Genomic DNA, 26344 nt, shown 5'->3' with positions numbered 1-26344 from the left:
CAGTATGGAGCATCACCGAGATCAACTCGGAGCCGCCGGTGCCGGCGCCGCAAGGAACGCAGTGGTTCCCCGAACGCGACGGCATGACAGCGCGGCGATCGCCGCGGCCGGCGCCGGCTCCCCCGGTCGGCGCAAACCTGGGCGCGGCCGCCAGAACAGCGGCGACGGGAGCAGGGACAGGGGTGTGGGCACCCAACGCGGCGAGCGGGGGCGGCCCGGCGTCCGGTACCCCGCCCGGGTATCTTGGTCGGGCGGGCATAGACCGGGAAGGAGAAAACGGGCATGAGCGGCGGAGCGGCCAGCAGGCGGGGCATCGCCCGGCTGGTCGCCGTGTGCGCGCTGCTGTTCGGCCTGTTCCTGATGCACGGCGCTCCGGCCACCGCCGCCGAGGGCTGCCATGGAGCGATGCCCTCCACCACCGCTCCCATGCCAGACGGCCGCACCGCTTCGGCAAGGGCACCAGCGCAGATGCAGACCGCTGTGCACAGTGCCCCGGCCTTTCAGACCGCGAACAGCACGGGAATGCACGGCGAGCTGTGCCTGTCCACCCCGGCCCAGGAGCGGAACCCGCTGCCGGCCCCGGCCCTACTCGCCGTCGCCGCTGCGCTGGTGGCCGGATGGTCGCTGGAGGCCTGGCGGGCGGGCGTCAGCCGGGTACGGCGGCGCGGGCCGCCGGCCGGCGGACGAGATCTCCTGACCCGGGTGTGCATCGCGCGGACGTGACAGGCACCGCCGGACCCTGGCCACCGGCCGGGACCGGCACCGCGTCCTGCCCTTCCCGCGCGCCACCGGTGTGGTGCGCCCGCCCGAAAGACGTCGCGATCCCATGTTCTCCTCTTCCCGTTTCACCATGCGCCGCCGCACCCTGGCCGCGGCCGGCGCTGCTGCCGCCCTCGCGCTGACGCTGGCCGCCTGCGGCTCCTCCCGTGACTCCTCCTCCATGCCCGGCATGGACCACGGCACCAGGTCCTCCGTGGCCTCCTCACCGAGCGCAACAGCCTCGATGGGCGACATGCCCGGCATGGATCACATGGCCACCGGCAACGGCCTGTCCGACACCCAGGACGGCTACCGCCTCACCTCTTCCGACCAGTCGCTCACGCCCGGCAAGCAGACCGTCTACCGGTTCACGGTGACCGGCCCGGACGGCAAGCCGGTCACCGGCTTCGCCGTCGACCAGACCGAGCGGATGCACTTCTACGCCATCCGCTCGGACCTGACCGGCTTCCAGCACATCCACCCCGCCATGGCGGCCGACGGCACATGGAGCGCCGGCCTCGCCTCCCTGACCCCCGGGTCCTGGCGCATGTTCGCCTCCTTCACCCCCGACAGCGGGGCCGGCAAGGGCCGGGACTTCGTGCTGAGCCGCACCGTCACCGTCCCGGGCCAGGCCGCCGAGATGACGCTGCCCGCCGCGGCCGGCAGCACGCAGGCCGACGGGTACACCGTGACCGTCAAGGGCAAGCTGATGGCCGGCATGGCGCACCCGCTGACCGTCTCGGTGTCCAAGGACGGCAAGCCGGTCACCGATCTGCAGCCCTACTTGGACACCTACGCCCACCTGACCGCCTTCCACGAGGGCGACGCCGCGTTCGCCCATCTGCACCCCACCACGAAGGCCAACGGGAACCACGGCGGCCCGTACCTGTCCTTCCACGCCGAGCTGCCCACTGCGGGCAACTGGCGGCTGTTCCTGCAGTTCCAGACCGGCGGCATGCTGCATACCGCGGCCCTGACGCTGCGCGTCGGCTGAACCTCGGGCGGGGCGCCACCCCGAGCGGGTGGCGCCCCGCCCGAGGTTCACGGGCCTTGTGTCCCCGGGTCCGCGTGTCCGCCAGCAGGAGCCTCACTGAAGGAGGGAGGCCTCACCGGGGCAAGCCGTCCTGCACGCCCTGTCCATCACCGGGTCCATGACCTGGGAAGTCACCTGGGAAATCACCTGGGCCCTCATTCTGGGCTTCGCCGTGTCCGCCGTCGTTCAGGCCGTGGTCCGCCGGTCCTTCGAAACTTTCGCAATTCATCAGCGCTCAGGTGATCCACACACCAGATTCCTTATCGTGTGGTGCGTCTATGGTCGCCTTACCATCCCGACTGAGCTGCGAGAACCGCCACTTCGAACGAATCGTCGGGTCGCGAAGCTTTCGAAATAATTACCGAAACCGTTGACACCCGACAGGGGTGGCCCAACACTCGGTCGTCGTCACCTCCTGGCCGCCGGCGCTGCCCTCACGGGCCCGCCGCGCTGCCCGCCCCCACCTGCCCGCACGAGGAGGAAGCACGGACATGAACGCACTCACACGGCTCCATCGCCCCCGAGACGGCCGGTTCAGACTGCTCGTCAGGAGCGCATGGGCCGTCGCGCTGCTCGCCCTGGCCGCCCTGGCGATGCCGGGCACCGCGAGCGCCGACACGGTCATCACCTCGAACCAGACCGGCACCAACAACGGTTACTACTACTCGTTCTGGACCGACGGCGGCGGCTCGACGTCCATGAACCTCGGCTCTGGCGGCAACTACAGCACCTCCTGGACCAACAGCGGAAACTTCGTGGCCGGCAAGGGCTGGAGTACGGGCGGACGCAAGGCGGTCACCTACTCCGGCAGCTTCAACCCGTCCGGCAACGCCTACCTGTCGCTGTACGGCTGGACGACCAACCCACTGGTCGAGTACTACGTCGTCGACAACTGGGGCACCTACCGACCCACCGGCACCTACAAGGGCACCGTCACCAGCGACGGCGGCACCTACGACATCTACGAGACGACCCGGGTCAACGCCCCCTCCATCGAGGGCACCAGGACCTTCAACCAGTACTGGAGCGTACGGCAGTCCAAGCGGACCGGCGGCACCATCACCACCGGCAACCATTTCGACGCCTGGGCCTCCCACGGCATGAACCTCGGCACCTTCAACTACATGATCCTCGCCACGGAGGGCTACCAGAGCAGTGGCAACTCCAACATCACCGTGGGCGACGGAGGTTCAGGCGGTGGCGGTGGCGGTGGTGGTACGGGTGGTGGTTGTACGGCGACATTGTCGGCGGGTCAGCAGTGGAGTGACCGGTACAACCTGAACGTGTCGGTGAGCGGGTCGAGCAACTGGACGGTGACGATGAACGTGCCGTCGCCGCAGAAGGTGCTCGCGACGTGGAACGTGAGCGCGAGCTATCCGAGTGCGCAGGTGTTGTCGGCGAAGCCGAACGGTAGCGGAAACAACTGGGGTGTGACCCTCCAGTCCAACGGATCGTGGACCTGGCCCACGGTCACCTGCACGGCGAACTGACCGCATCCGACCCGCGAAGGAGGACCCTTCCATGCGCGCTACCGCACCTCGGGCGTCGCGTGCCCTGGCCGTGAGAGCAGCCGTCGCGGCGCTCGCCGTGACCGGCGCCGCCGTCAGCGCCACGCCGAGCCAGGCCGCCCCCGCGCCCCGGACCACCGACCTGCCCCGGGCGGCCGCCGGCTGCACCGGATACGTCGGGCTGACCTTCGACGACGGCCCGTCCAACGACCACACCCCGGCCCTGCTCAGTGCGCTCAGGCAGAACGGCCTGCGGGCCACCATGTTCAACGAGGGCCAGTACGCCGCCGCCTACCCGGCGCAGGTCAAGGCGCAGGTGGACGCCGGTATGTGGGTCGGCAACCACAGCTACACCCACCCGCATCTCACCCAGCAGAGCCAGGCGCAGATCGACTCGGAGATCTCCCGCACCCAGCAGGCCGTCGCGAACGCGGGCGGTGGCACGCCGAAGCTGTTCCGGCCGCCGTACGGGGAGACCAACGCCACGCTCAAGGCGGTCGAGGCGAAGTACGGTCTGACCGAGATCATCTGGGACGTCGACTCGCAGGACTGGAACGGCGCGAGCACCGACGCGATCGTGCAGGCCGTCGGCCGACTCGCTGACGGCCAGATCATCCTGATGCACGAGTGGCCCGCCAACACTCTCGCGGCGATCCCGCGCATCGCGCAGACGCTGGCGAGCAAGGGCCTGTGCGCCGGCATGATCTCCCCGCAGACCGGCCGGGCGGTCGCCCCCACCAGCGGTGGCGGTGGCGGTGGTGGTACGGGTGGTGGTTGTACGGCGACGTTGTCGGCGGGTCAGCAGTGGAGTGACCGGTACAACCTGAACGTGTCGGTGAGCGGGTCGAGCAACTGGACGGTGACGATGAACGTGCCGTCGCCGCAGAAGGTGCTCGCGACGTGGAACGTGAGCGCGAGCTATCCGAGTGCGCAGGTGTTGTCGGCGAAGCCGAACGGTAGCGGAAACAACTGGGGTGTGACCCTCCAGTCCAACGGATCGTGGACCTGGCCCACGGTCACCTGCACGGCGAACTGACCGGACCGGCACACCTGTCCAGGCACAGAACACGCCCACGTGTGACGCTGCGGTCCCGGCCGCCGCGTCACAGGTGTCTTCCGCCCGCCATGTCGTACGGACGCGACCGGACCGACCGGCCCGTCGCCCCCGCCTCCGTGACCAGCCCCGTAGCCCCCCGCCGGTTCCGTGCGGCGGGGGATTGGAACCGTTCGGCTCGCTCTTCCAAGGTTTTCGTAGGCGTTGATCGTTCGTGACTGTGTGTCAATCGAGCAGGATGACGTGACGCAGGAGGCGGTGGCCGGCACGGCCGCACATCAGGCGCTCGAGGAGCTTGATCTCGGTGTTGGCACCCTTGGTGCGGCCGTTGTGGTGGGGCAGGGTGAGGGAGGCGTCGACGCGCCGACAGGGAATGTGCACTGCAACGCAGGGCATACGGCGGTCAGGAGGTCGATACTGACGTCGGCTCGTCGTGTCGGCAAGTACGCTTCCCCCATCGCTGACCGGCCATTTCACGATGCTGCTGCGTAACAGTGGATGGCCACCACTTGAGAGGGACTCCATCGTTGCTCGACCGTGGCCATCAGTTCCCAGCCCAGCCGCTCGTACAGCGCTGCTGCGGCGGTATCGGACGCCACGACGTCGAGGACCGGGTGCAGGCCACGCCCCCGTGCTTCCTCCACCGCCCGGTTGATCAGCAGGGCACCGATTCCGTGCCCCCTGGCCCGCGGAGCGACGAACAGCCGGCTGACCACCGCGGTCAGGTCCCTGCTCGCCCCGTTACGGTCGCTCCACAAGCCGGGGGCCAGATCCCCCTCCCTGCTGCGGGACAGGCTGACATGACCGACGACACGGCCGCCGAGTTCAGCGACCCAGGTCCCCCATACGGAAGCGTGCGACAACCACTCGTCGGGCTGGTCCGGCCAGTTCACCGGATATCCGTCACGTTGATGGACTTCGGCGAGAATCCGCACGCACTTCTCGACATCGCCCTCAGTCCTCCGCCTGACCCGGCGGTTCGGCGTCTGCACAGCAATCCCTGAATCCTCGATGCTCATTCCGGCAGAGAAGCACACACCTCGGAGTTGCAGCCACTGCTCGGCGGGAGCATCTCGCGCACGGGCTCGTTCCCCTGCACACGACCACGGCCACCCGCGGTTCGGGTCGTATGGGGACAACTGGCTGGGCCGTCGTCGTCAGGTCGACACTTGGAACGACGGCGGGTGCGAGTTCTCCGCCCGGCGCCGTCTGCTGCGCCGGCTCGGCGAGCGCGGCGTCCAGGAGGCGCTGGACGCTGCGGAACAGGCGGTGCTGGAGCGGGTGTGCGACCGGCTGCGGTCAGTCCCCGTGGGCCTGACACCCGTCGACCTCTGGGCGCGGCGCGTCGTGGCAGCCGGCGCGGGTGCCACCGGGTTCTCCGGCGACCGTGCGGCCTGGGCCGCCCTGCCTCGCCGGGTGCGGGGCGGGTCAGGCGGTCTGCTTGCGCGGCACGTACCTGACGCTGAGGCCGATGATGGCGAGGAAGCAGAGCGCCACCAGGACGACACTCACGCGCAGGCCGAGCATGGCGTCGTGCATGCCGGCCAGAGAGCCGAGCAGCGCCACACCCAAAGCCATGCCGCCCTGGCGGGCGGTGTTGAGGACACCGGAACCCAGACCGGCGTAGGCCGGGTCGATGGCCAGCAGGGCGGCGGCGTTGAGGCTCGGCGAGAATACTCCGCAGCCGAGACCGGTGAGGCCGGTTCCGATGGCGAACAACGGCCAGGTGCCCTGGTCGCTGACGCCGAGCAGCAGGGTGCTGCCGACGAAGGAGGACAGCGCACCGGTCCACAGCAGGAACCGCGGACCGCGGTGAACGAGGCGGCGGTTGAGGACGATGGTGCCGAACACCCAGGCAGTTCCGAAGGGCAGGAAGTACAGGCCGGTCTTCTCGGCGCTCATACCCCACTGCTGCTGGAGGTAGATGGCGAGCACGAACTGGATGCCGTATCCGCCGAACTGGAAGGCGAAGCCGTTGGTGACGGAGGCGGAGAACGCGGCGCGGCGGAAGACGGCTAGCGGCAGCATCGGATGCCGGGAGCGGGACTCGACGGCGACGAAGGTGATCGCGGTGACGACGGCGGTGACCAGCAGGACGAGCGGGACGGGGGCGAGCCAGCCCAGCGAGCCGCCCTCGATGAGGTATGCGACGGTCGCTGAGAGGGCGATGATGCCGGTCAGCTGGCCGGACAGGTCGGCGCTGCGGGCCTCGCGCCGGGGGGTCTCGCCGGCGTAGCGCTGCGCGAGGTAGAGGGTGATCAGGCCCACGGGCACGTTGATGAGGAAGATCGAGCGCCAGCTGAGGAGTTCGGTCAGGGCGCCGCCGGCGATCGGGCCGGTGACGAGGGCGAGTCCGCCGGTGGCGCCCCATACGGTGATGGCCTTGGCACGCTCGTTGGGGACGGGGTAGCTGCGGGCGATGATCGCCAGGGTGGTGGGCAGCAGACCGCCGGCCGCGAGGCCTTGGAGGAAGCGGGCCACCACCAGAACGGTCAGGTTCGGGCTGACCGCGCACAACAGCGACGCGGCGGTGAACCCGGCGAGCGAGGAGACGAACAGCCGGCGGGCACCCCAGCGGTCGCTGATGCTGCCGGCGGTCAGCAGGACGCTGGCCAGCGGGATGGTGTACACGGTGACGACCCACTGGAGGGCGGCCATCGAGCCGTGCACGTCCCGTTCGATGGCGGGCAGGGCGATGTTCAGGGCGCTGCCGTCCAGCAGGATCATGAAGAAGCCGAGGCAGACGGCGGCGAGGGCGAGGGCGGTGCGGCGGGCGCTGCGCACCGACGCCGCCGGCGCGGCGGACGCGCCCCTCGGCCGGCGCGCCGTACTCGTCGGCGAGTCGGGAACGGTGGTCATGGGGTGAACCTTCTCTCGGACGCGGTGCCTGGGCGGGATCCGGCGAGCGGAGTGGTACGAAAGTTCGGCGGGGTGGTGCGAGGGTTCACAAGGGTGCCGCGCCCTGATGGGCGGAGGGAGCGGCGGACGGCCGATTCACGCCCTGAGGTGGGCCAGGACGCTCTTCGCCGCCTGGGTGGCGCGGCGGTACTCCGCCTGGTCCTGCCGGGCGCGGGCGAGTACGTAGCCGCCCTGGACGGTGGCGATGACGAGCGAGGCCATGGCCTCGACCTCGGTGTCGGGGCGCAGTTCACCGCTGCGCACGCCGTCGGCGAGCACGTCGGCGATGCGCTGCCGAAGCCATGCGAAGAACTCCTCCACGGGAGCGCGCAGCCGGTCGTCGGCGACGACGTCGGGGTCCTGGACGAGCCGGCCGACGCGGCAGCCGGCGAGCGGGTCGCGTTCCATGTCGAGGTAGGCGCCGACCCGTTCCAGGGCCGTCGTGCCGCTGTCCAGCACCGTCTCCGTGGCGAGCCGCAGCCGGTCCGCGGAGTGCCGCATGGCGGTGACGGCCAGGTCTGCCTTGCCGGAGAAGTGGTGGTACATGCTCCCCTGTCCGGCGCGGGAGCGCTTCTGGATCATCGCCGGGCTGGTCGCCGCGTAGCCACGCTCCCAGAGCAGCTCGGCCGTGGCCTCGACGAGGTGGTCTTTGGTCTCCTTCATGATTCGACTGTACAAACTAGTAGGTACAGAATGCAAGGCGTGGTCCCGCCTGCCTGCCAGGAGGGCGGGACATGTCTGCTCGGCCTGGCCGGCCATCGGCGCCGGTAAGGCCTGCTGAACGCCGAACGGCGGGCGGGCGCGTTACTGAGGTGGGACTCGTGGTGTCGTCTGAGGTCAAGGGCTGATGGTCAGGCCGGTCTCGGCAAGGCATCCGTCGATAAGGTCGTTGCGGTAGCCTCCCGCGTCCCGGCCGTGTAATGCCTGCGCTGATCCGTCAACTACGCCCCAACGGACAGGCACCGACCTCCGCCTCCGGGTCCCGGTACGCGACGGGCCCGGACAACACGTCCGACCCGGTCTCCCGCAGCCACCCCTGCCCGGCCTGGATGCCGCGCCGCCAGTACGCCCCCTCGGGGGTCCGATGGTCCGCAACCGCCGCACGAACGCGGTCCCCGCCGCAGGGTCCCGCTCCGTGCTGGACCGCAGTATCGGCACCCTGGAGGCCGGGACGACGTCCTGACATTCACCGGCCCACCACTGACCGAGCCCCTGGACATCTGGGCCCCGTCACCGCACGGCTGAGCATCTCCACGGACACCGGACACGCCGACGTCTTCACCCGCCTGTGCGACGTGGACGCACAAGGCCGCTCCGTCAACGTCTGTGACGGGCTGGGCCGGTTCCGGACGACTGAAGAGACGCCCTCGCAGGCCGTCGTGTCGATGAGCTCCGCCGCCCATCGATTCGCTGTCGGGCACCGCATACGCTGGCAGATCAGCGGGGGCGCCCATCCGCGCTACGTCCGCAATCCCGGCACCGGGGGCCTGCCGGTGAACGCCGCCCACTTCGCACCGGTGGGCATCACGGTTCACGCCGGCTCGGCATTGATGCTCCCGCACAGCTCCGGACCCGCGTGATTTCTCGGCTCTCCGGGAAGCCTGACGAGCCGGGCCGTCCGGCCCGGCTCGGTCCTCCACGCCCACCTGCCCCCCCCAGGCCGCCGTCGGGCAGATCTCCGGTCGCGGCGATGCTGTGGCGGGCGCCGGTCGCGGCTGGCAGCCGGTGCCGGACGGCCTTGCCCCGCGTCCGCACGGCCTGTCCATGCGGCTCATCCTCGTGGACGATGACGAGATGGACGGGGCGCCGACGAAGGCCGCGTCCACGGCGCCGCACGGCCCGCCAGGGCGCAGGTGGTGCTCCCGGGCGCGGCCGGGAGTGTGCGTGGCCCTGTCGCCGGACCGTGCGGGGGTCAGGGGTACCAGTTCAAGTCAACGCTCGCACCGCAGAGCTCGACGCCTCCGTGGTACTGCTTGATGCTCGGCTTGGTCCAGCCGCCAAAGGCCGAGAAGTCGTTGAAGGTCTGCTTGCCGTCATAGTGCGCGTACCACAGGGGGAAGGCGCTTCCGCCCGTGTAGCTCCCCATGATCGGGTTCCACTGGCTTTTGGAGGTGTAGATGCCGATGTTCACGCCCATCTGCTTCGCTCCATCGACCCAGTCGGCAAAGAACGCGGCGTTGGCCGACTGGCTGCTGCCCCAGTACTTGCCGGGACCCTCGACATCCAGCCACACCATGCCGTACCGGGTCCCGGTCTGCTCCAGGGCCTGGACGAGCGTCTTCGCCTGCCCTGCGCCGTTGCCCTTGCTGAAACAGGGGAAAGCGTAGACGTCGACGTGGTTCATGCCTCCGGCCCACGCGTTGGCAACGGTGGCCTTCACATGGGGATCGACCTCACCGGTCGACTTGTAGCCACGCACGATCGTGAACTTGACGCCCTGTGAAACTAGCTCGCGGAAGCTGTTCTCGGACGTCAGCGTCGACACGTCGACCCCCCTCGTGCCGAGTTCCTCGGTGGATCCCATGAATGCTCCAGACAGAAATGAGCGGCACGCCAGCCACGATGGACAAAATCGATACCACTACTCTATGTAATGGAAAACTTACCCCAGTCACCGTCAGTGCGCATCGTGAGCATGCACGCCTGGGAGGCACCCGGGACGCGAACGGGGTGCCCCCGGCGACCGTCGGCATTGTGTGACCAATACCGAAGAACGCGCCGAGGACACCTGCCCGCTCGTCTGCCAGTGCCGCCTCAAGCACTGGCGGCTCCTCACCAAGCTCCGCACCGACCCCGCCCGCGCCACGCGCCTCCTGCGCGCGCTGCTTGTTCTGACAAACCTCGAAGCCAACCGTTGATCGACGACCTATGGGCCGCCCTGTCGGTACTGGGGGTGCCATCGTGCGGCCATCGGTTCTTCCCCGTCCGGTGACTGCTCCAGATCGCGAGGGCTCTGACTCAAGGACCGCGTTGTGGGAACGCACCAATGCCACAACGCTCCAAATTCGCAGGCGCGCTACTGAGGTTTTCGGGTTGTCGTCGGGTGGTGACGGTTCATGATCCCTGCGGTATGCCGGTGAGGTGAGGTATCCGGAGGGTGGGGGCCTGACCGCTGAGCGTCGGGCGTTTCGTGAGGGGATCCGGCTTCAGGCCGCGCAGCGGTTCGCGGCAGGTGAGAAGACGGAGGTGATCGCGAAGGATCTGCGGGTGAGTGTGCGGTCGGTGGAACGGTGGCGCCGTGCTTGGCGCGAGGGCGGCGCGGAGGCCTTACGCTCGGCGGGGCCAGCGAACTCCCCGACCGTCACCGATGCCCAGTTCACCGTGCTCGAGGAGGAACTCGGCAAGGGTCCGTCAGCGCACGGCTTCGATGACGAACGCTGGACTCTGGCCCGGGTCCAGACGGTGATCCGCCGCCGTCTGCGGGTGAGCCTGTCGGTGGCGACGGTGTGGCGGCTGCTGAAACGGCACGGCTGGTCCTGGCAGGCACCGGCCCGCAGAGCCCTCGAGCGTGACGAGCACGCGGTGGAGCTGTGGAAGAAGGAGGTGTGGCCCCAGGTAAAAGGCTCGCGGCGGCGTGTGACGGCTGGATCGTCTTCGAGGACGAAGCCGGCTTCTCGATGACGCCACCGGTGGCCCGCACCTGGGGCCGGCGCGGACACACACCCGTCATCCGCGTTCGTGGCAGGTCCCGTCGCCGGACCTCGGTCGCCGCCCTGTGCTGCTACAAAGCCGGTGAGAAGAGCCGTCTCATCCACCGGCCCCGCACCCATCTCCTCCTCAAGGGCACACGCAAAAGCTTCTCCTGGAAGGACTACCGCGACCTGCTGGTCCGCGCGCACATCCAGCTCGACGGCCCGATCGTGGTGGTCTGGGACAATCTCAACACCCACCTGGCCGCTGGACTGAAGCAGTACGAGGCCGAGCACGACTGGCTCACCACCGTCCGTCTCCCGCCCTACGCACCCGACCTCAATCCCGTCGAGGCCGTCTGGTCGCTGGTACGCAGGGCGATGGCCAACACCGCCTTCGACACAGCCGATGACCTCGACCGCATCCTTCGCCGCGAGTTACGCAAGATCCAGCTCCATCCCCACCTGATCGACGGCTGCCTCACCGCCACGGGTCTGACCATCACCCCACCGACCCCGCCCTGAAAACCTCAGTAACCCCATGGGCGGTCACACTCCCCTCATGAACAGAGTGCACGTGGTGCAGTTCGAGGCATCCGGGAACGCGTTACTGAGCTTGTTGGCGTGGTGTCGTCAGGGTGAGGCCGGTTTCGGCGAGGCATCCGTCGATGAGGTTGCTGCGGTACTGGATCTGGCGGAGGCCATGCCGGAGGGTGCGTATCAGGTGGTCTGGGTCGGTGAAGGCGGTGTTGGCCTGGCTGGTGCGTCGTAGCAGTGACCAGAGGCCCTCGACCGGGTTGAGGTCGGGGGCGTAGGCCGGCAGGAAGTAGCAGGTGATCCAGTCGTGAGCGTCGATGAACGCTCTCAGCCGGGCGTCCTTGTGGACGTTCAGGTTGTCCCAGACGAGCACGATGGGGGCACCGAGCTGCTGGTGGGCGGCGATGAGCAGGTCGCGGTAATCGGTCCAGGTGAAACTGCGTCTGCCGCCCCGCTTGTGATCGACGTGCCGCTTGGGCCGGTAGATCAGGCGTGAGCGTTCGCCCGGCTTGTAGCAGGCCAGGGCCGCGATGGAGAAGCGGCGCTGGGAGCGTCCCCGCACGCGGATGAGGGGTGTGTGACCGCGCTGGGCCCAGGTTCGCGTGGTGGGCGGCGTCATCGAGAAGCCGGCTTCGTCTTCGAAGCACAGCCAGGCCCCGAGCGCCGCCGCGGTGTTTCCACGTGGGGCCAGGTCTCCTTCACCCAGCCTGTGACGGCTTCTTCGTTGCGCTCCACAGCGCGGCGGGCGGGGACCTGGTGGCTGAAGCCGTGCCGGTGCAGCATCTTCGCGATGGCCGAGAGGGACATGCTCTTGTGGAACCGGCGCCCGATCAGCGTCTTGATCCGCGTCAGCGTCCAGATCTGGTCCGGCCAGCCGTGTGCGACCGGGCCCCTGGCCAGCTCCTGCTCCAGTACCGCGAACAGCTGCTCGCTCAGTTTGGGCAGCGACACCGGACCCATCGAGCGAAGACCGCCCGCGCCTGCGTCCTGCCAGGCCAGGCGCCACCGCTGAACGGAGCGCACGCTCACCCGTAAGTCCTTGGCGACCTCGGCGTTGGAGGCGCCGGCGCCGAACCGTTCGGCGGCCTCCATCCGGATCCGCTCACGAAACGCCTGCCGTTCAGGCGTCAGCCCACCACCCTGCGGATACCTCATACAACCGGCATACCGCGACGATCACACCCCGTCAGCCCCCAACGACAACACGCCAACAAACTCAGTAGACGAAGAGACCGCGCACGGAGTGCTGGTCTACGCGCGCTACGGCTTTGCCATGTACGGGGCCAATGTCGTCGAGACCAATCTGATCCACGCTCGAGCAACCGAACGGATCATCCTGGCCAGAACCGAGGGACGCCGGATCAAGGACCCGTGGGAGAAGCACAAGAGTGACACCATGAAGGACTTGATCAAGAAAATCGCGCCCCTCACTGTCGCCGACCCGAACCTTGAAGCTGACCTTGTACGGGTCTCGGAGCGGCGCAACTACCTTGCCCACCAGTTCTGGTTCGACCGAACGGAAGAACTCTTTTCGACGTCGGGACGCAATCGCATGCTGACCGACCTGGAGCAGGACATACACCTGTTCTCCGAGGTCAACGCCCGGCTTGACGGCGTAGTGGTGATGCCACAGCTTCTGCGGGCCGGTTGCACGCATGAGGAGTTCATCGCCGAGTACAACCGACTCCACCGGCAGTCCCTGCTCCGCATCTGACCATCAGTCGTACCACTCAGGCACTGTCCGCCCGCCCCGGTGACCAGGAACCGGCGAACCCGGCTCTGTCAAACGATCTGCTCCTCAGACTCCCGCCTGCGAACAGCGTGAGCACCCCGCCAACCGGTCACGCCGGCCCTTTGACCTGCGTCTTCGAGTTGACGGGGGCGCACTGAGCGGACTCCGCTTCGATGCGCCGGATGACGAAGGACGCCACCGTGGTGCGCTCCGCGATGGTGCGCCACCGCGCCCGGTGACCCTCCGCCAACTCGAAGCACAGGTCAAAGGGCTGGCGTGACGGTGGTTCGGGGTGCTCATGCTGGTCGGGGGCAGCAGTCTCTGCAGTAGATCATTCGTCACCCCGCACCCCAGCGTGACGGATGATCGCCGCGCAACAGGGCCGAGGCCGCAGGGCACCGCCGGGACCTCGAAGGGGAGGTGGACGCACTGGTCAGCGGGCGCGGCGCCCTGACCGGCGCGCCGTGGTACCCGGCACGGACCGGTGACCGCCTGGTGGTCACCTGCGAAGCGACCGACCGCGAACCACGCTGGACGGAGGCCTATGAGGTACACGACGGCGAGGAGGAGCCGGCGGCCGGGTGCTGCGCCTCATCGCTCACACCGCCTCGGATGCCTCCTCGGCCGGATGGTTCGCCGGCCCGCCCCAACCTGTACGCCGACGGCCACTTCGAGACACCCTGGATCCCGCCGTCACGTCCCGGCGTCCTGAGCCACGGGCGTCCTGTCGGCGCGGGTCCGGGGCGGCCCGTTTCGTCAGGAGGTTCCTCGGTCTGCGGGCCGCTTCAGCCCGGCAGCCTGGTCACAGATGCGCGGCCAGGAACGGAAGGACGACCTCGGCCATCTCGTCGGGCACTTCCTCCGCCAGGTCGTGGCCCGCGTCGAAGACGTGCCCGGTGACATCATGGGCCATGAGCCGCATCTGGGACTCGTTGCGGTCGCCGATGAAAGCGGACCCGCCGAGCGCGAGGACCGGGATGTCCAGCTTCTTCTGTGCGGCCTGCCGGTTCTGTTCGGCGTCGACGAGCATCGCCCGGTAGATGGAGAGCATCGCGCGGATGCCGCCGGGCATGGAGTAGCAGCGCACGTATTCGTCGATCGCGTCGGGGGTGGCCGTGTCGGGGTGGCTGCGTTCGTTCTTGATCATGTAGGTGATGAGTTCGCGCTCGTGCCCGGTGATCAGCATCTCGGGAACGTCGGGCTGGAAGTAGAAGCCCAGGTGCCACAGGTGCATGCCGCTGGAGACGTTCTCGGGGGTGAGAGCCGTGTGGTCCTCGAAACCGAAGCCGGGGAACAGAGCCTCGGCGAACACGAGGGCGGTGACGCGGTCGCGGTGGCGGGCGGCGAGCTGATAGCCGATCACCGCTCCCCAGTCCTCACCGACCACGGCGTACGTCTCATGCCCGAGGTGAGCCATCAGGGCGGCGATGTCGTCGCTCATCGTCGCGCAGTCGTAGCCGTCCGACGGTCGCGCGGAGTCGCCCAGACCGCGGAGGTCGGGCACGACGACGGTGTAGCGGGGAGTCAGTGCGGGGACGAGGTGGCGCCAGTGGTAGCTGGTCTTGGGCACACCGTGCAGGAGCACCACCGCGGGGCCCGACCCGGCTGTGCGGTAGTGCAGACTCGTGCCGTTGACGGCGGCTCGACCCGTACGGACGGGCGTTCCCTGGTGATCGAAGATCATGTTCGCCTGCCTTTCGGTTGCAGATCGCATCGCGATACGTGTGGAGAGCAGTGGTCTGCGGAGACCTGACGAGAGCCATCGGGCGGATGGGGCCGGCGGCCCCGTGGTTGTCCGGACAGGCGGCGGAACGGCGGACGTTCTTCCGGTGATTGCCGGGGAGAAGCGCCGTCGCCGGACACCAAGTCTCGCCGGCCCTGCCCGTTTGTGGATCGGGCGATACAGTTTGCGGGAATGAAAAAATCAGCCGAGGGCGGCCAGGGCGACCTCCACGAGGGGCTCGAGAGTGCGGACATCCGGGGTGATCTTGGAGGAGACCAGAAGTCCGTTGAGGAACGTGACGAGGAATCCCGCCAGTGTGTACGGGTCCTCTCGCGCCGCGACCTCACCCCGCTCCACCGCGACCCGCAGTACCTCGGCGAGCGCGTCGCGGCTGGCGTCCTGCATGTCCCGCACGACGCGCCTGACCGACGGGTCCTGCGGCAGACGCTCGCAGGCGGCGTTGACGGCAAGGCAGCCCCGGCCGCCGCTTTCCGCGCCGAGCCGGATCCGGCCGAGCAGCATCCCGCGAATGGCCGACCGGACGTCGGCCCCCTCCTTCAGACTGTGCAGTGCGTCCGCCGCGAGGGTGGCGCGGTAGTGCTCCAGGGCCGCCCGGTACAGGCCCTCCTTGTCGCCGAAGGCGGCGTACAAGGAGCCCTGGCCGATGCCCAGTTCCTGGGTCAGGTCACGTACCGAAGTCGCCTCGTAGCCGCGCACCCAGAACAGGTTCATGGCGCGGCTGACCGCCGCCTCGGTGTCGAATTCCCGGGTTCTCGCCATGACTGCACGGTAGCGTATCTGGATCTAGCGTTCAAGAAACATGGTTGCGTCCTGTATACCGGCGGTAGGGGAACAGGCGGGCCGCGATCTGGGCGAGGGGGGAGTGGAGCTCCATGACGACTTGGTGGCGGAACTCCGCGGTGTCGGAGATGCCGTACAGCGTCGCTTCAGGTCGCTGCGGCCGGAGGAATGCCCGGCGCGCGAGATTGCGGTCTCTGGACGGAGTTGGGCAGAGTCTTCCACGAGCGCGGCGGCAAGGTGGTTCCAGGCGAGCACCTCGAATGCGGCGGACATCACGAAGACGGCCGTCTGCGGCAGCCGCTGGAGGAGGGCGAGGATGCCAGGGCGGAGGTCGCGCCCGTGCAGCCGCGTCTCCAAGGGCGTCGGTGCCGGGCCCCACTGCTGCGGTGCCGGCCGCCTCCTGCCCGGCCGGATCCGTGCTCGGCCGGTTCGCGACCGACACCCAGGACGGGCGGCCGACCCGGCCGGGATGCTCGCGGACCGTACGGGACGCGAGGCGGCGACGGACCGGCTCGAGCTGCTGCTGACGGTGCTGTCCTCGAACTCGCGGGGCTGGCTTCAGCCCGTCCCACGTCGACCTCTCCCGCGCCCAGGTCGGCGGCCGCACCGTCGGGTCCCCGTCTGTGTCTTCGACCCTATGACAGACCGGCAACGGGCCCTGCTGACGGAAGTCCTCGACCGATACGGGCGGGGCAGGAGGCAGGACGAAGCCTGGGCGGGCGAGCACTGACGCGAAGCTGTGGTCCCGAGTGGCTGCCCGCGGTCGTCCCGCCGGCCCCAGCGCCACCGGTGGGCCGGACCTCCGACCAGACTTGGAATTCCGACGAAGCCCAACAAGGCGATGCCGCGTGAGGAAATGCCATCGAACTGAGACGGAAGCCGCGGGAGACCTGATGAGACAGCAGTACAAGCAGCAGGTCCCCGCCGTCCGGAAGGACACTGGTGACGCGAACCTGCGCAAGACCGACCAGAGCGCCGGAGAAGGGGAGCAGGCCGTGGTGGACTCGCTCGGGGACAGCCCGGACCGCGCGCTGGAGGGGGCGTTCACCCGCCGCATCCCGCGGAGCGCCCAGGCGCAGATGAAGTATCTGGTCAAGCAGCCCAAGGGCGCCAACGCCACCGCACAGCCGCTCGGGATCCCCCGGGGCACGGTGGAACGGTACGTCCCGGGCAAGCTCAAGCGGGGCCGCCAGGACCTGCGCGGCCGCACAGAGCGTGAGGTCAAGAAGCGGTGGCAGCCGCAAGTGAGGGCGAAGGCGAGGAGGAAGGCGGCCTCCACCGAGCGCCTGGTCGTCAGCACGCGCGCACGGTTCGGGTTCACCGTGGAAGCCGGGCACCACCGACGACGCCTGGAGCCGCGACATCACCCAGGCCCTGCCGCCCGAGTACGCCGACCGGCTGTTCACCGCCCGCGAGCAGGGCGCCACCGAGCAGCAGCTCCAGCAGATCGCGGCCGACGGCCTCGCCCGGATGTACTTCCGCGCCAACAACCCCCGAGCACACGGCCTGGGTGTGGAGTTCACGGACGTGGAGCACATCGAGATCGAGCTGCAGGCCCCCGTAAGCACAAACGCATCGCCCCCGGCTGTGACTGGGCGCCTCAGTTGGCCATTGAGTGCTTCGTTTGGCCACTCAGTACTCAGCCGCCCGGCCTCAGAACGTGCCTGCCGGGCCGTGCGGCATGATTGCGACCATGGGTAGAGGGGTGGGCGGGGGGCTCCGCCGGTTGTGGCCATGGCGCGGACGCGACGAGTCGGCGCTTGCCGAGATCGATGCCGAGATCACCGCCTTCGGTGAGGCTCTGGACGACCATTCCTTCAGCCCCGGCCAGCCCGGCGCCACCGATGAGATGCGGGCCGAGCTGGCGCGTGCCCTCGACGCATACGACCAGGCAAAACGGGACGTCGCCGGCAACCGGATGCGGGCGGAAACACTCGATGTCCTGCGCACTCTGGACGAGGGCAGGCACGCGCTGGCTTGTCTGGATGCACTGATCGCCGGCCGACCGTTGCCGGAGCACATGCCGCTGTGTTTTTTCGACGCCCGGCACGGTCGTGCCGTCCGGCAGGTCAGCTGGGCGCCTCCCGGGGGTGCCGCCCGCAACATCGCCGTCTGCGCAGCGGACGCGGTCCGTCTGGCGGAGGACCCGAGCCCAAGCACTCCGATACAGCCGGGGCTGGGCAGCAGAGTCAGCACACAGCCACGTGGGGCCAAACCTCGCCCGACGATGCCGACCCGTGCCCCCCAGCCGCAGGTCAGCGGGACGGGAGGCAGCGGCGAGCAGACCCATCAGCTGAAGATGCCTTCGTACCGACCGGCCGTGATGGTCTTCTCGACCAACGGGCAGGCACGGGTCCGCCTACGCTTCGAGGGCGGCAGGAAGGGGCGTTCTTCGCGCCTGTACCGGCTGTCCGGCGACAGTACTCCCATCATCGCCCGGATTCCGCTGCCGGAAGGGAACAAGGCAATCACCTTCCGCGTGTTTGCCGCCGACGAACGGGAGGCGTGGACGGCGACTGCGGCCCCGTTGCGAGAAGTCCCGCGCTTTCACGACGAGATCAACGGGACCGGATCGGATGTCGTGCACTACCGAGGGGAACCGGGCCCGGGTGTCCTGCGCTACGGGGGGCCGAGCCTGATCCAGTTGGAGGCGCTAGACGACCGCCTCGCCTACTGGGTGACGGTGACCGAGGGGCGCGCCGGGGAGCATACGTTCCAGTGGCCCGGCCGCGGCTACTACCAGGTGCGCTCGGCCGGAGCATGGAGCCTGTCCGCTACGTGACGAAGCGCAAATGGCTGGGGTTGAACCGGACCGGTCCAGTGCCCGAGTCCTTCGGCAGACGCCGATCGAACCGCCATCAGCTACCCGCATCGGTCGCTGTCACCCCGGCCAACTGTGACGCTCGGAGTGGCCAACTGAGGCACTCGTTCAGACCGGCATTGCAGCTGCCGGGGGCGATGCGTCGTGCATTCTACGAGCAGGTGGGAGTCCACTATCTCATTGAAGCAGCGCCATCTTGAAGTAGCTGGTCAGGGTGCTGGTGTGTGTCGTTTCGGGGCGCTCGTGCTGGTCGTGGGCGGCAGTCTGGGGCGTAGATCGTCTGGCAGGAGTGGGTTTGCAGAGCCCCGTCTGTCGTCGCGGGTGCCGCTCCTATGCTCCGGCTCATGATGGATCCCGAGGTGTTGGAGCGGATCGCCGCGCGGCGTGCGGAGCTGGACGGACGCGAAGCGCAGCTGGTCAAGCGGTTGTCGGAGGTACGAGCTGAGCGCGATGAGCCGGCCGTGGCCGAGCGGGTGTGGCAGCGGATGAGCGAGCAGCTCGCCGACGAGCGCACGGCGGCCGGGTCGCCGGTCTTCCAGGTGGCGGGTCGGGCGGTGCGGCTGGTCCCGGATCGTGGGCCGGGGGTGGCTGAGTCCGCACTGCCGGCGGAGTACCAGCGCATCCTGGCCGCCGTGCGGCAGGCTGCCGGGCCGGTCTCCACCCGGCAGCGGAGAGGCGAACCGCCCGAACTGCTCCGGCAAGCATCGCCGCCACGGCCTGCACGTCCTCGCCCTGACCGACGAACGGGGCCGCATGATCTGGATCTCGGCCGTCCGGCCCGGCCGCACCCACGACATCACCGCCGCCCGCCGCGACCACATCCTGACCAGCCTCCGCGAGGCCGGCCTCGGCGCGCTGGCCGACCGCGGCTTCCTCGGCCTGGACGACAACCCGGACGACCCCGTGGTCGTCACCGGCTTCAAGGTCACCCGCGCCCGCAAGCTCACCACCAGCGAAAAGGAAGCGAACCGGGTCCTGGCCGCCGGGCGCGCCCCCGTCGAACACGGCCCCGCCCACCTGAAGAACTGCAGGCTCCTCACCAAGCTCCGCACCGATCCCGCCCGCGCCACCCACCTGTTTCGCGCGCTGCTCGTCCTGACGAACGTCGAGGCCACCACCGGCAATTGACCTCTACCGCAGGTGGCCTACGATCAGGACAAGCACCCCGGAACAGCGTCACCGGGCCGGGAGCGGCTGAGTGAGGTTCACCGGGTTGCCGTCGGGGTCCTGAATGTGGGCGACGCGCTGTCCCCACGGCATGTCATGGGGGCCGCTGCGGACCGAGCCGCCCAGCGCCTCCACCCGGCCAAGCGTCTCGTCGACGTCGTCGACACCGATGCTGAGCAGGATCCGCGGTGCCGCACCGGTCCCCGGGTCGGTCTTGGCCACCAACCCGGGATCGGTGTCGCCGATGCGCAAGCCGAGGTAGAAGGCCGGACCTTCAGCCGGCACCCGGAAGATCTCCTCGGCACCGAACAATTTCGTATAGAAGCCGAGCAGGACGTCCTGGTGGGCAGTGATGATCACTGGCTGGATGGTCGACATGGCACTCCTGTCGAGAACGGTCGTGTCGCCGGGTAGACCGTTCGAGGGCGGCGACGGCGCCCACCATCTCCTCACCCACGGCCTGTACCTCGACATGCGGCGGGCGCTGCGCAACCCTGCCGATGCCCCGGCCCTGCGCTCTATGACCGGCCTGGACACCGAGGTGTACACACACCTCCTGGCCACCCCCGGCGTCCGCGAGGTTGTAACCCGGACCGCCGCCCAGCTCCGCGCCCTGGCCGACGAGGTGCCCCGGGGCCGCCTGGTCCGTCTGACCGTGGCGTGCCAGGGAGGCCGGCACCGGGGTGTTGACCGGACTACCGAGGGATTCGCCGGGCCACGGCACATCCCCCAGTCGGTCTACCCGGTAGATGTTGCGCATCCAAACGAGCAAGCAACGCAACGAAGTTGGACGAGTACTCCTTCCCACTGTCGGCACCGACCGCCCGCCAGCGTTCCTGTCTTCACCGACCACTCACCAGATCGGGCCCCGAGTGCCTCCTGACAGAGGGCATGAACCGCGGTTGCGGTTGCTGAAACGGTCGCACGGCGTGTGTGGAACGCGTGGGGCGGGGAGCGGGGCGTGGAGGTCGAGCACCACCACATCGGCCGCCCGGTCCTGCCCGCGTCCGGCTGACCGCCGACAGACGAAAAAGGGGGGATGCCGGTCACCGCCAGGTGGTGACCGGCCCCCCTTCCGGCGTGTGGGGAGGGCTACCGCAGTTCCACGGGCGGCACGCGCGGGGCGGAGGTCATCCACCCGGCCCGCGCGTTCAGTGCGGTTTCCATCTTGAGGCGGGTGGGGGGGGTGCAGGTGGGGGACCAGACCACCGTCATCTGCGCGCGCTGCCGGGCGAGATCCCACCACAGGGCCGGGGGGCTCGGGCAGCTCCGTCACGACGTGGACGGCCCCGTCCTCGCCCGGTTTGTTGAGCGCCAGGACCACGGCGCCGGCCTGGTCCTGCCGGAAGTGCGACGGCCTTCCGTGCGCAGGAGCCTGCCCGGTGAGCGGGGCCAGGGAGGCGTACTGCGGGAAGGCGTCGGTCTCGTCCTGCCCGGCGCCGGCGTAGGGGGGGAGGGCGACCGCCGCCATCAGTACCTGTTTCCCGGCTCGGATTCGCACGGGCCCTGAACGCTTCAGTCTGGATCTGCCGTCTGCCCTGTTGACAGCGCCCTCTGGTCCGGATACTGGGGGCATGGGATTCGCCGTCTTCATGACCTTGCCCGGACTGGTCATCGTGCTGACCGCCGTGGCCTTCGCCGGTCAGCTGCTTCTCCGCGCCGGGCGGGCCGGACTGCTGCCATGACGGAACAGCGTCCGGCAGGGCCAGATATCCACGACCGGGTTCGAGCAGCTGCATGCGAGCTTTTCGCCTGGCAAGCAGAACGAACTCAAGGAGCGCCAGTCGTCACTGGTGATGCGGGACGACGAAGAAGACGGGGCCCCGCCGAACCGGACATCGGTAGATCTGGACGGAGGGGTCGCGGTCGTCCGGATGCCACAGGCCGGTCAATAGGGCGGGAGGCCCCGGGCACGGCGCCCTGGCCGCCGCGCCGTGGTACCTCACCAGGGAACCCGCTTCGGCTGGCCGGCTGGGCGGACATCGACAAGATCGAAGCCGTCCTCGTGGCGCACGAGATGGTGGACCTGGCCCGGGCCGGAATCACGGATGAACCCGACCCACCCTTGCGTGGTCGCGTGGCGAAGAAGCCACCCGACGATGTCCATCATCACGCCGAAGTCGTCCTCGTGGATGCACGTCCGGATGGTCAGGGCCCACGGTTCGCTGCCGTCCAGGTTGGGCCTGTCCATGGCACGGACCAGCAAGGAGGCATCGGCCCCGTCGAACGAGTGGCTCGCCGAGCCGCCGACGAAGGGCTGCCAGGGACCACCCCATGATTCCGAGTCGGCCGACTTCAACTCTGCCGGCATGTCCCCTTGTCCCAGGAGCCACCTCAGTTCCAGAAACACCGGCTCGGGCAAGTCCGGTGGCAGGTCCACCGCCAGGAACAGGTCGTAGTAGTCACTCACATCAGGGAACCTAGCCCCAGCTGCTGACAGCACTCCGTGGGGCCTGACAGACCCATGGAGCCCGGTGCTGTCAAGACTTGAGTTCTGGCTCAGCTTCCGTGATTTGGGTGGCCCCCACGGGGCCGGAACGCTGCGGTGTCCGTATTACCGCATGCCAAGCAGGTAGAGCGTGTCCTTGGAGAGGCATTCGTCCTCCGCATCACAGAAGAACGAAGCCACCGGCCCCACACCGCCCCCCCGGACGCCTTCACGAACGGCGAGCACCTCCCCAAAGTCGGCAGCCCCCAGTCTCCGAGGGGGAAGACCAGGGGCCACCTGCCACGACAGGACAGCCACCCGCACCAACGGTTCCCGACCCCACGCCGGTGAGAACGGGGACCGCGCAACACCGTGATGCCCCGCGGGTCACTGCGCCCAACGCGCGACATCCAGCACGGCCACGCCGTCGTCAACCTCCCACGTCCCCCACCCGGCCCATGTTCCCTGACCGCTACCAGTGCATGCCGAGAGCGGTCCACTGGGCGCGCTGTTCGTCGGTCAGTTCGTCGGCGCGGCGTCGGGTGTTGTCGAGGACGGCGCCCAGCTTGATCTCGGTCCCGTCCGGCAGCACCTCCCCATGCTTGCGCGGCACCCGCAGATGCCCCTCCCGCTCGAAGTACTGCCGCGCCGCCACCAGGTTGACCACCCGCGCCGCCTCCCGCCGTCCCGCCGGCCGCGCCGCCGCCTCGACCCCCGTCGGGGCGGGTGCCAGGCCGAGCGACTCCAGGAGGTATTGCCGTGCGGGTAGGAGTCGGTCCTATCCGGTGCGCTGCGCTGCCGCCGACGTCCCGAGGTCTTCGCCCTGCACGATGACCGCGCCCGCGGCCTGGGGAGCGGGGCGCCGGCGCGGACGTGTGCCTGGCACAGCCGGTACGCCCGCTGCCACCCCGCACCCCACACCGGGCACCATCCCGCGTCGATGGCTTCCAGCGCCTCCCTGCGGCTCTCGGGCAGCTCCCCAGTGCTGGGCACGCCCCGTTTCCCCCGCCGCGCGCCGCGCGGCGTTCTGAGCCGTTTTCCGGGCCGCCTGACGTTGGTTCTTCACCCACGTACCGATGGGCTGTCCCTCCCACACGGCGGTCGCGGGCGGGACGAAGTGCCCGTGCGCTGCGGCGTACGAGCGGGCGACCGCGAGAATGCCCTCCCACTCCGTGTAGACCGACCACACCATGCCCAGCTGCTCCAGCTCGGCCGCCCGCTCAGCCTCCAGCGTCCCGGCCGCGCAGTACCGGCGCTGATCCGCCAGCCACGCGCCCAACGGGTGAGAACCGAGATCGGCCCAGTCCTCCGGGGTCCGGTAGGCCACCGGCACGGACAGCCCCTCCGACCCGGTCTCCCCCAGCCACCGCTGCGCGGCCGCGATTCCGCGCCGCCAGTACGCCCGCTCGGGATCGATCATCCTCAGTCGCACGAACGCAGCCACCGCCGCAGGGTCGCGCTCGGTGCTGAACCGCAGCACACCGGCCGCCGCCGCTCTCACCCGCGCTGCGTCCTCGTCGCCCTGGCGCTGGGCGTCGGGGTGACGGTCCGCGCGGTGATCAGGCGCGGCTGGGTGGCGGAGTCCGGGGGTCGGGAGAGTCCGGGCGCGGGTCCAGTTGCCTGGTTGGGGGCGCGGGTCAGGTGGGGTTCAGCGGAGTGATGCCAGTACCCGCGTACAGCTCAGGTTCCAATGAGAGGACCGTCACCGGCTCTCCCGCCTTTACCGCGTGCCAGGCGATCGCAGCGGCGTGGGCCACTGGCCATTCCACGTTTGCCCAGTCCATCGCGTCCACGGCGTGGGCCGCGGTGAACGGGACGTTCTCCGCGAAACGCAGGGATGCGGCGTGCTTGCCGGCGCCCGTAACCTGCCGTTCGGCAGCGAGCACCGACAGTGAGGGGATGATGACACGGCCGGTGCCGCGGGAGGCCTCGATGTAGAGGCCCGTGAAGAAAGAGTCCGCGCGGTACAGAGCGGCCAGAGCCGTGTGATCCAGGACGGCCGTCAGGTTCATGCGGCGGCGCCGCCCTGATGGGCGCGAATCTTCGCCCAGGCGTCCCGGCCGACCTGCTGAACCTGCTCGGTGTACTCAATACCGAGCTCACGAGCCGCCTCGGCAGCACGCTGCTCCCGCTCGCTCTCCGTGAGCTCGCGGGTGGCGAGCTCCTCCAGCAGCTCCGTGATGGTGGTGCCGCGTTCCTCGGCGAGGACGCGCAGCCGATCGCGGACTTCCTCGCTGGTCTTGATACTCGTCGGCTTGCTCATGCCACCGATTCTACCGTCGGTAGAACCGCCGGGGACAGGGTCCGTCGTGCCGCCGCCCGCTGTCGTAGCCGTGTCTGCGCTGTCTGGCCCTGGGCCCTGCCGCCCGCCAGCCTGTGCCGCGCGTCCACGCTCGTCCGCCGGGCTGTGGCGATCCGCTGTCCGGAGCGTGCCGTCCCGGCCCGTCTTCCCGGGCCGCTCGCACCGCGCGGTCCCGGCCGTGCCAGCCGTGCCGGGGCGGCCCCGGTACGTCGTCCGGCCCGCGCCGCGGTAAGAAGAGTCACCACATTGGAGGCGGACGTGCACGAGATGCGCCCGCCCAAGAAGACGGCGAAGAAGCAGACAGTCGGGTAGGCCGGGAGGAAGCCGCTGGACCGCCGGTCCCGTAGCGCATGGGGCGCTGGCCGGGCCCGGGCGGGGCACGGCCATGGCGGAGCGCTGTTCCTGGCCGGCATCCGCGAGCTGGGCATCGTGTGGACGGAGTGTCTGCTACTGCCCCAGCTGTTCAGTTGGCGGCCCTTGCCGGCTGGAGCGCGCGGTATCACTGGGTTTTGGATCTACCCCGGATCGGCTCAGGCCGAGCTGTACGGCCCCTCGGCCGCCTTCAGCCGCTGCAGGGCCGTCAGCCGGGCCGCGAAGTGCACTGCGGCCGCCGCCGCGGCGATGTCCAGGATGTCGGCCGCTATCACCTGAAGCACGGCGTCCCGGATGCCTCCGAGGGTTTCGGCGTCCTGGTAGCGCTGCGAGGCGTACCGGTTGAACAGGGTCGTGGTGAGGAACAGGCCCCACCACAGGTTCACCGGCCAGAAAGAGACCTTGTACGGCTCGCCGTCGGCCGGCAGCCGCGTGCTGGCCCCCCACATGTCGACGGCGACCCGATAGGGCAGCCAGAGGTTCGCCAGCGGGATGAACCAGGACCCGATCGCCCAGCTGGGACCGTTGCGGAACCGGTCCGGCCCGAGAACCCCGGCGTTCCGGCGCATCCAGTGGAACCAGACGATGAAGACGATGGCGCAGGCAAGGAACGTGGCGATCTGGAGCTGTCCTGCCGTCTGGTACAGCGCGTCGGCACGGTCCGGCTCCTGCTGAGTGGCAAAAGCGAGGCCCCGGTCCTCGTCGATCAGCATGTATGCCCGGACGCCGGCGTAGACGGCGAACAGGTCGCTGAGGGCGACGGCCGCGAGCAGCGCCGACAGACCGGCCAGGAGGCCGCGCGGTGGCCGCGGTATCCGGTTGGGCAGCGCGGGCCGCGGACAGACATCGCTGGATGCGGACATGACGATGGCCCCCCACAGGCACGGAAACGGAATCGCCCGCGGAAGAGCGCGCGCTGAGGGAAGATACGCCGGCCGCGGGCGGCACGTCCATGGCAAATGTGCAGGACCGGCCCGGCACGCGGCGCATGACCGAGGGACGGCTCACATTGAGCTGTTCAGGCGGCGAGGCCCGGCGTCTGAAGCGCTCAACACCAGCAAGATCACGATTCGTCTACCGGGCGAGGGTGACGGTGATCGGGATGTCGGGGCACTGTTCGAAGACCTCGGCCAGCGCGGTCTGTTCCGGCCGCCTTCGCCGAGGTGCGCCGCCCGCACGGCATCCGGCGCAGCATGGGCCGGGTCGGCTCCAGCTACGACAATGCTCTCGCCGAGTCGTTCTTCCAGGGCCTCAAGCGCGAGTTGCTTCCCGGGAGGCGTTGGGCCCCGAAGGCGCAGACGCGGCTCGAGCTGTTCCGCTGGCTGTCGTACTACAACCGACGCCGCCGGCACTCCGCACTCGGCTACCTCACAGCCGAGTTCGAACAGCAACTGATCACGTCACGTACGCTGTCACTCGTCGCATGAGTCCCGGTGTCCACCGCCAGGGATCAACCTCACGCGCGACGTCACCCCGGCACAGCGACGCACCATCCGACCGGGACCGGCCGTGGCAGCACGCGCCGCTACAGCAGCAGGAGATCGAGCACAAGCTTGCCGATCTTGTAACGATGGGCCGCC

At 69.3% G+C, this 26344-nt stretch carries 27 protein-coding genes and 3 pseudogenes; 14 read left to right on the top strand and 16 right to left on the bottom strand.

Annotation, left to right across the window (positions count from 1 at the left end; translation table 11 throughout):
- Nucleotides 1-282 precede the first annotated feature (282 nt).
- The 4 genes from AC6I72_RS31980 to AC6I72_RS31965 all read left to right on the top strand — a co-directional run bounded on the left by AC6I72_RS31980 (nucleotide 283) and on the right by AC6I72_RS31965 (nucleotide 4336).
- On the top strand, nucleotides 283-723 hold the full coding sequence (locus tag AC6I72_RS31980) for a hypothetical protein (protein WP_498004956.1): 441 nt from the start codon (nucleotides 283-285) through the stop codon (nucleotides 721-723).
- A gap of 103 nt (nucleotides 724-826) precedes the next feature.
- Complete coding sequence (locus AC6I72_RS31975; RefSeq protein ID WP_498004955.1) at nucleotides 827-1753, top strand: DUF8832 domain-containing protein; 927 nt, start codon at nucleotides 827-829, stop codon at nucleotides 1751-1753.
- Nucleotides 1754-2283: 530 nt separating this feature from the next.
- Complete coding sequence (gene xynA, locus AC6I72_RS31970; RefSeq protein ID WP_498004954.1) at nucleotides 2284-3282, top strand: endo-1,4-beta-xylanase XynA; 999 nt, start codon at nucleotides 2284-2286, stop codon at nucleotides 3280-3282.
- 31 nt (nucleotides 3283-3313) lie between these two features.
- On the top strand, nucleotides 3314-4336 hold the full coding sequence (locus AC6I72_RS31965) for a polysaccharide deacetylase family protein (protein WP_498004953.1): 1023 nt from the start codon (nucleotides 3314-3316) through the stop codon (nucleotides 4334-4336).
- A gap of 243 nt (nucleotides 4337-4579) precedes the next feature.
- On the opposite strand, the gene AC6I72_RS31960 is transcribed toward AC6I72_RS31965, so the two are convergent.
- From AC6I72_RS31960 to AC6I72_RS31945, 4 genes are all read right to left on the bottom strand, one after another.
- Entirely contained in the window at nucleotides 4580-4735 is a 156-nt protein-coding gene (locus tag AC6I72_RS31960) for a hypothetical protein (RefSeq protein WP_498004952.1), read from the bottom strand.
- Between the two features lie 92 nt (nucleotides 4736-4827).
- Nucleotides 4828-5373, bottom strand: coding sequence for a GNAT family N-acetyltransferase (locus AC6I72_RS31955; protein WP_498004951.1), 546 nt, complete (start codon nucleotides 5371-5373; stop codon nucleotides 4828-4830).
- Nucleotides 5374-5782: 409 nt separating this feature from the next.
- Nucleotides 5783-7213 carry an MFS transporter gene (locus tag AC6I72_RS31950; protein ID WP_498004950.1) on the bottom strand — a complete coding sequence of 477 codons (1431 nt, stop codon included), beginning with the start codon at nucleotides 7211-7213 and terminating at the stop codon, nucleotides 5783-5785.
- A 135-nt stretch (nucleotides 7214-7348) separates the two neighbouring features.
- The gene (locus AC6I72_RS31945) at nucleotides 7349-7915 is read right to left on the bottom strand and encodes a TetR family transcriptional regulator C-terminal domain-containing protein (protein WP_498004949.1); all 567 of its coding nucleotides are present in this window, start codon (nucleotides 7913-7915) and stop codon (nucleotides 7349-7351) included.
- A 257-nt stretch (nucleotides 7916-8172) separates the two neighbouring features.
- On the opposite strand from AC6I72_RS31945, the gene AC6I72_RS31940 reads away from it, so the two are divergent.
- Complete coding sequence (locus tag AC6I72_RS31940) at nucleotides 8173-8832, top strand: CocE/NonD family hydrolase C-terminal non-catalytic domain-containing protein (RefSeq protein ID WP_498004948.1); 660 nt, start codon at nucleotides 8173-8175, stop codon at nucleotides 8830-8832.
- A 332-nt stretch (nucleotides 8833-9164) separates the two neighbouring features.
- Here AC6I72_RS31940 and AC6I72_RS31935 read toward each other — a convergent pair whose 3' ends face one another.
- Nucleotides 9165-9776: a glycoside hydrolase family 25 protein gene (locus AC6I72_RS31935; RefSeq protein WP_498004947.1), complete on the bottom strand. Its 612-nt coding sequence runs from the start codon at nucleotides 9774-9776 to the stop codon at nucleotides 9165-9167.
- A 172-nt stretch (nucleotides 9777-9948) separates the two neighbouring features.
- Between AC6I72_RS31935 and AC6I72_RS31930 the strand changes: the two genes are divergently transcribed.
- Both AC6I72_RS31930 and AC6I72_RS31925 read left to right on the top strand, forming a co-directional pair.
- Entirely contained in the window at nucleotides 9949-10110 is a 162-nt protein-coding gene (locus AC6I72_RS31930; protein ID WP_498004946.1) for a hypothetical protein, read from the top strand.
- 223 nt (nucleotides 10111-10333) lie between these two features.
- Nucleotides 10334-11406 (top strand): IS630 family transposase gene (locus tag AC6I72_RS31925; protein WP_498004479.1). Its coding sequence is split into 2 segments (ribosomal slippage): nucleotides 10334-10844 and nucleotides 10844-11406, totalling 1074 coding nucleotides; the frame shifts between segments, so codons are not numbered across the junction.
- A gap of 82 nt (nucleotides 11407-11488) precedes the next feature.
- Here AC6I72_RS31925 and AC6I72_RS31920 read toward each other — a convergent pair.
- Nucleotides 11489-12573 (bottom strand): IS630 family transposase gene (locus tag AC6I72_RS31920; RefSeq protein ID WP_498004945.1). Its coding sequence is split into 2 segments (ribosomal slippage): nucleotides 11489-12112 and nucleotides 12115-12573, totalling 1083 coding nucleotides; the frame shifts between segments, so codons are not numbered across the junction.
- A gap of 88 nt (nucleotides 12574-12661) precedes the next feature.
- On the opposite strand from AC6I72_RS31920, the gene AC6I72_RS31915 reads away from it, so the two are divergent.
- Nucleotides 12662-13132, top strand: a complete 471-nt coding sequence (locus AC6I72_RS31915; RefSeq protein ID WP_498004944.1) for a hypothetical protein — start codon at nucleotides 12662-12664, stop codon at nucleotides 13130-13132.
- An 820-nt stretch (nucleotides 13133-13952) separates the two neighbouring features.
- Here AC6I72_RS31915 and AC6I72_RS31910 read toward each other — a convergent pair.
- From AC6I72_RS31910 to AC6I72_RS31900, 3 genes are all read right to left on the bottom strand, one after another.
- Entirely contained in the window at nucleotides 13953-14834 is an 882-nt protein-coding gene (locus AC6I72_RS31910; RefSeq protein ID WP_498004943.1) for an alpha/beta fold hydrolase, read from the bottom strand.
- Between the two features lie 240 nt (nucleotides 14835-15074).
- The gene (locus AC6I72_RS31905) at nucleotides 15075-15653 is read right to left on the bottom strand and encodes a TetR/AcrR family transcriptional regulator (protein ID WP_498004942.1); all 579 of its coding nucleotides are present in this window, start codon (nucleotides 15651-15653) and stop codon (nucleotides 15075-15077) included.
- 24 nt (nucleotides 15654-15677) lie between these two features.
- Nucleotides 15678-15947 (bottom strand): hypothetical protein, encoded by a 270-nt coding sequence (locus AC6I72_RS31900; protein ID WP_498006400.1) that lies wholly within the window; start codon nucleotides 15945-15947, stop codon nucleotides 15678-15680.
- A gap of 725 nt (nucleotides 15948-16672) precedes the next feature.
- Between AC6I72_RS31900 and tpg the strand changes: the two are divergent.
- The 3 genes and pseudogenes from tpg to AC6I72_RS31885 all read left to right on the top strand — a co-directional run.
- Nucleotides 16673-17225: pseudogene (tpg, locus tag AC6I72_RS31895) on the top strand (telomere-protecting terminal protein Tpg); the annotation flags it as partial.
- Between the two features lie 142 nt (nucleotides 17226-17367).
- Nucleotides 17368-18456: a hypothetical protein gene (locus AC6I72_RS31890; protein ID WP_498004941.1), complete on the top strand. Its 1089-nt coding sequence runs from the start codon at nucleotides 17368-17370 to the stop codon at nucleotides 18454-18456.
- A gap of 612 nt (nucleotides 18457-19068) precedes the next feature.
- Nucleotides 19069-19623, top strand: coding sequence for a transposase family protein (locus tag AC6I72_RS31885; RefSeq protein WP_498004940.1), 555 nt, complete (start codon nucleotides 19069-19071; stop codon nucleotides 19621-19623).
- A gap of 48 nt (nucleotides 19624-19671) precedes the next feature.
- Here AC6I72_RS31885 and AC6I72_RS31880 read toward each other — a convergent pair whose 3' ends face one another.
- Nucleotides 19672-20040 (bottom strand): VOC family protein, encoded by a 369-nt coding sequence (locus tag AC6I72_RS31880; RefSeq protein ID WP_498004939.1) that lies wholly within the window; start codon nucleotides 20038-20040, stop codon nucleotides 19672-19674.
- Here AC6I72_RS31880 and AC6I72_RS31875 point away from each other — a divergent pair.
- Both AC6I72_RS31875 and AC6I72_RS31870 read left to right on the top strand, forming a co-directional pair.
- A complete protein-coding gene (locus AC6I72_RS31875) occupies nucleotides 20015-20545 on the top strand; it encodes a RapZ C-terminal domain-containing protein (protein ID WP_498004938.1) in 531 nt (176 codons plus the stop codon). The genes AC6I72_RS31880 and AC6I72_RS31875 overlap by 26 nt on opposite strands.
- Nucleotides 20546-21236: 691 nt before the next feature.
- Nucleotides 21237-21557 (top strand): annotated as a pseudogene (locus tag AC6I72_RS31870) (DUF6191 domain-containing protein).
- Between the two features lie 47 nt (nucleotides 21558-21604).
- Here the strand turns inward: AC6I72_RS31870 and AC6I72_RS31865 are convergent.
- The 6 genes from AC6I72_RS31865 to AC6I72_RS31840 form a co-directional block, all read right to left on the bottom strand.
- The gene (locus AC6I72_RS31865) at nucleotides 21605-22072 is read right to left on the bottom strand and encodes a hypothetical protein (protein WP_498004937.1); all 468 of its coding nucleotides are present in this window, start codon (nucleotides 22070-22072) and stop codon (nucleotides 21605-21607) included.
- A gap of 490 nt (nucleotides 22073-22562) precedes the next feature.
- The gene (locus AC6I72_RS31860; protein ID WP_498004935.1) at nucleotides 22563-22757 is read right to left on the bottom strand and encodes a helicase associated domain-containing protein; all 195 of its coding nucleotides are present in this window, start codon (nucleotides 22755-22757) and stop codon (nucleotides 22563-22565) included.
- A 111-nt stretch (nucleotides 22758-22868) separates the two neighbouring features.
- Nucleotides 22869-23534 (bottom strand): helicase associated domain-containing protein, encoded by a 666-nt coding sequence (locus AC6I72_RS31855; protein ID WP_498004934.1) that lies wholly within the window; start codon nucleotides 23532-23534, stop codon nucleotides 22869-22871.
- 193 nt (nucleotides 23535-23727) lie between these two features.
- Nucleotides 23728-24102: a PIN domain-containing protein gene (locus AC6I72_RS31850; RefSeq protein WP_498004933.1), complete on the bottom strand. Its 375-nt coding sequence runs from the start codon at nucleotides 24100-24102 to the stop codon at nucleotides 23728-23730.
- Nucleotides 24099-24353, bottom strand: coding sequence for a hypothetical protein (locus AC6I72_RS31845; RefSeq protein WP_031102198.1), 255 nt, complete (start codon nucleotides 24351-24353; stop codon nucleotides 24099-24101). Before AC6I72_RS31845 ends, AC6I72_RS31850 begins: the two co-directional genes overlap by 4 nt.
- Before the next feature lie 569 nt (nucleotides 24354-24922).
- Nucleotides 24923-25627: a DUF4328 domain-containing protein gene (locus tag AC6I72_RS31840; protein ID WP_498004931.1), complete on the bottom strand. Its 705-nt coding sequence runs from the start codon at nucleotides 25625-25627 to the stop codon at nucleotides 24923-24925.
- 291 nt (nucleotides 25628-25918) lie between these two features.
- On the opposite strand from AC6I72_RS31840, the pseudogene AC6I72_RS31835 reads away from it, so the two are divergent.
- Nucleotides 25919-26191, top strand: a pseudogene (locus tag AC6I72_RS31835) (integrase core domain-containing protein); the annotation flags it as partial.
- Nucleotides 26192-26344: the final 153 nt, after the last annotated feature.

It is taken from the genome of Streptomyces sp. Xyl84, assembly GCF_059731885.1.
Note: the sequence above shows the minus strand (reverse complement) of the source record. Positions and strands in the feature narration are given on the sequence as shown.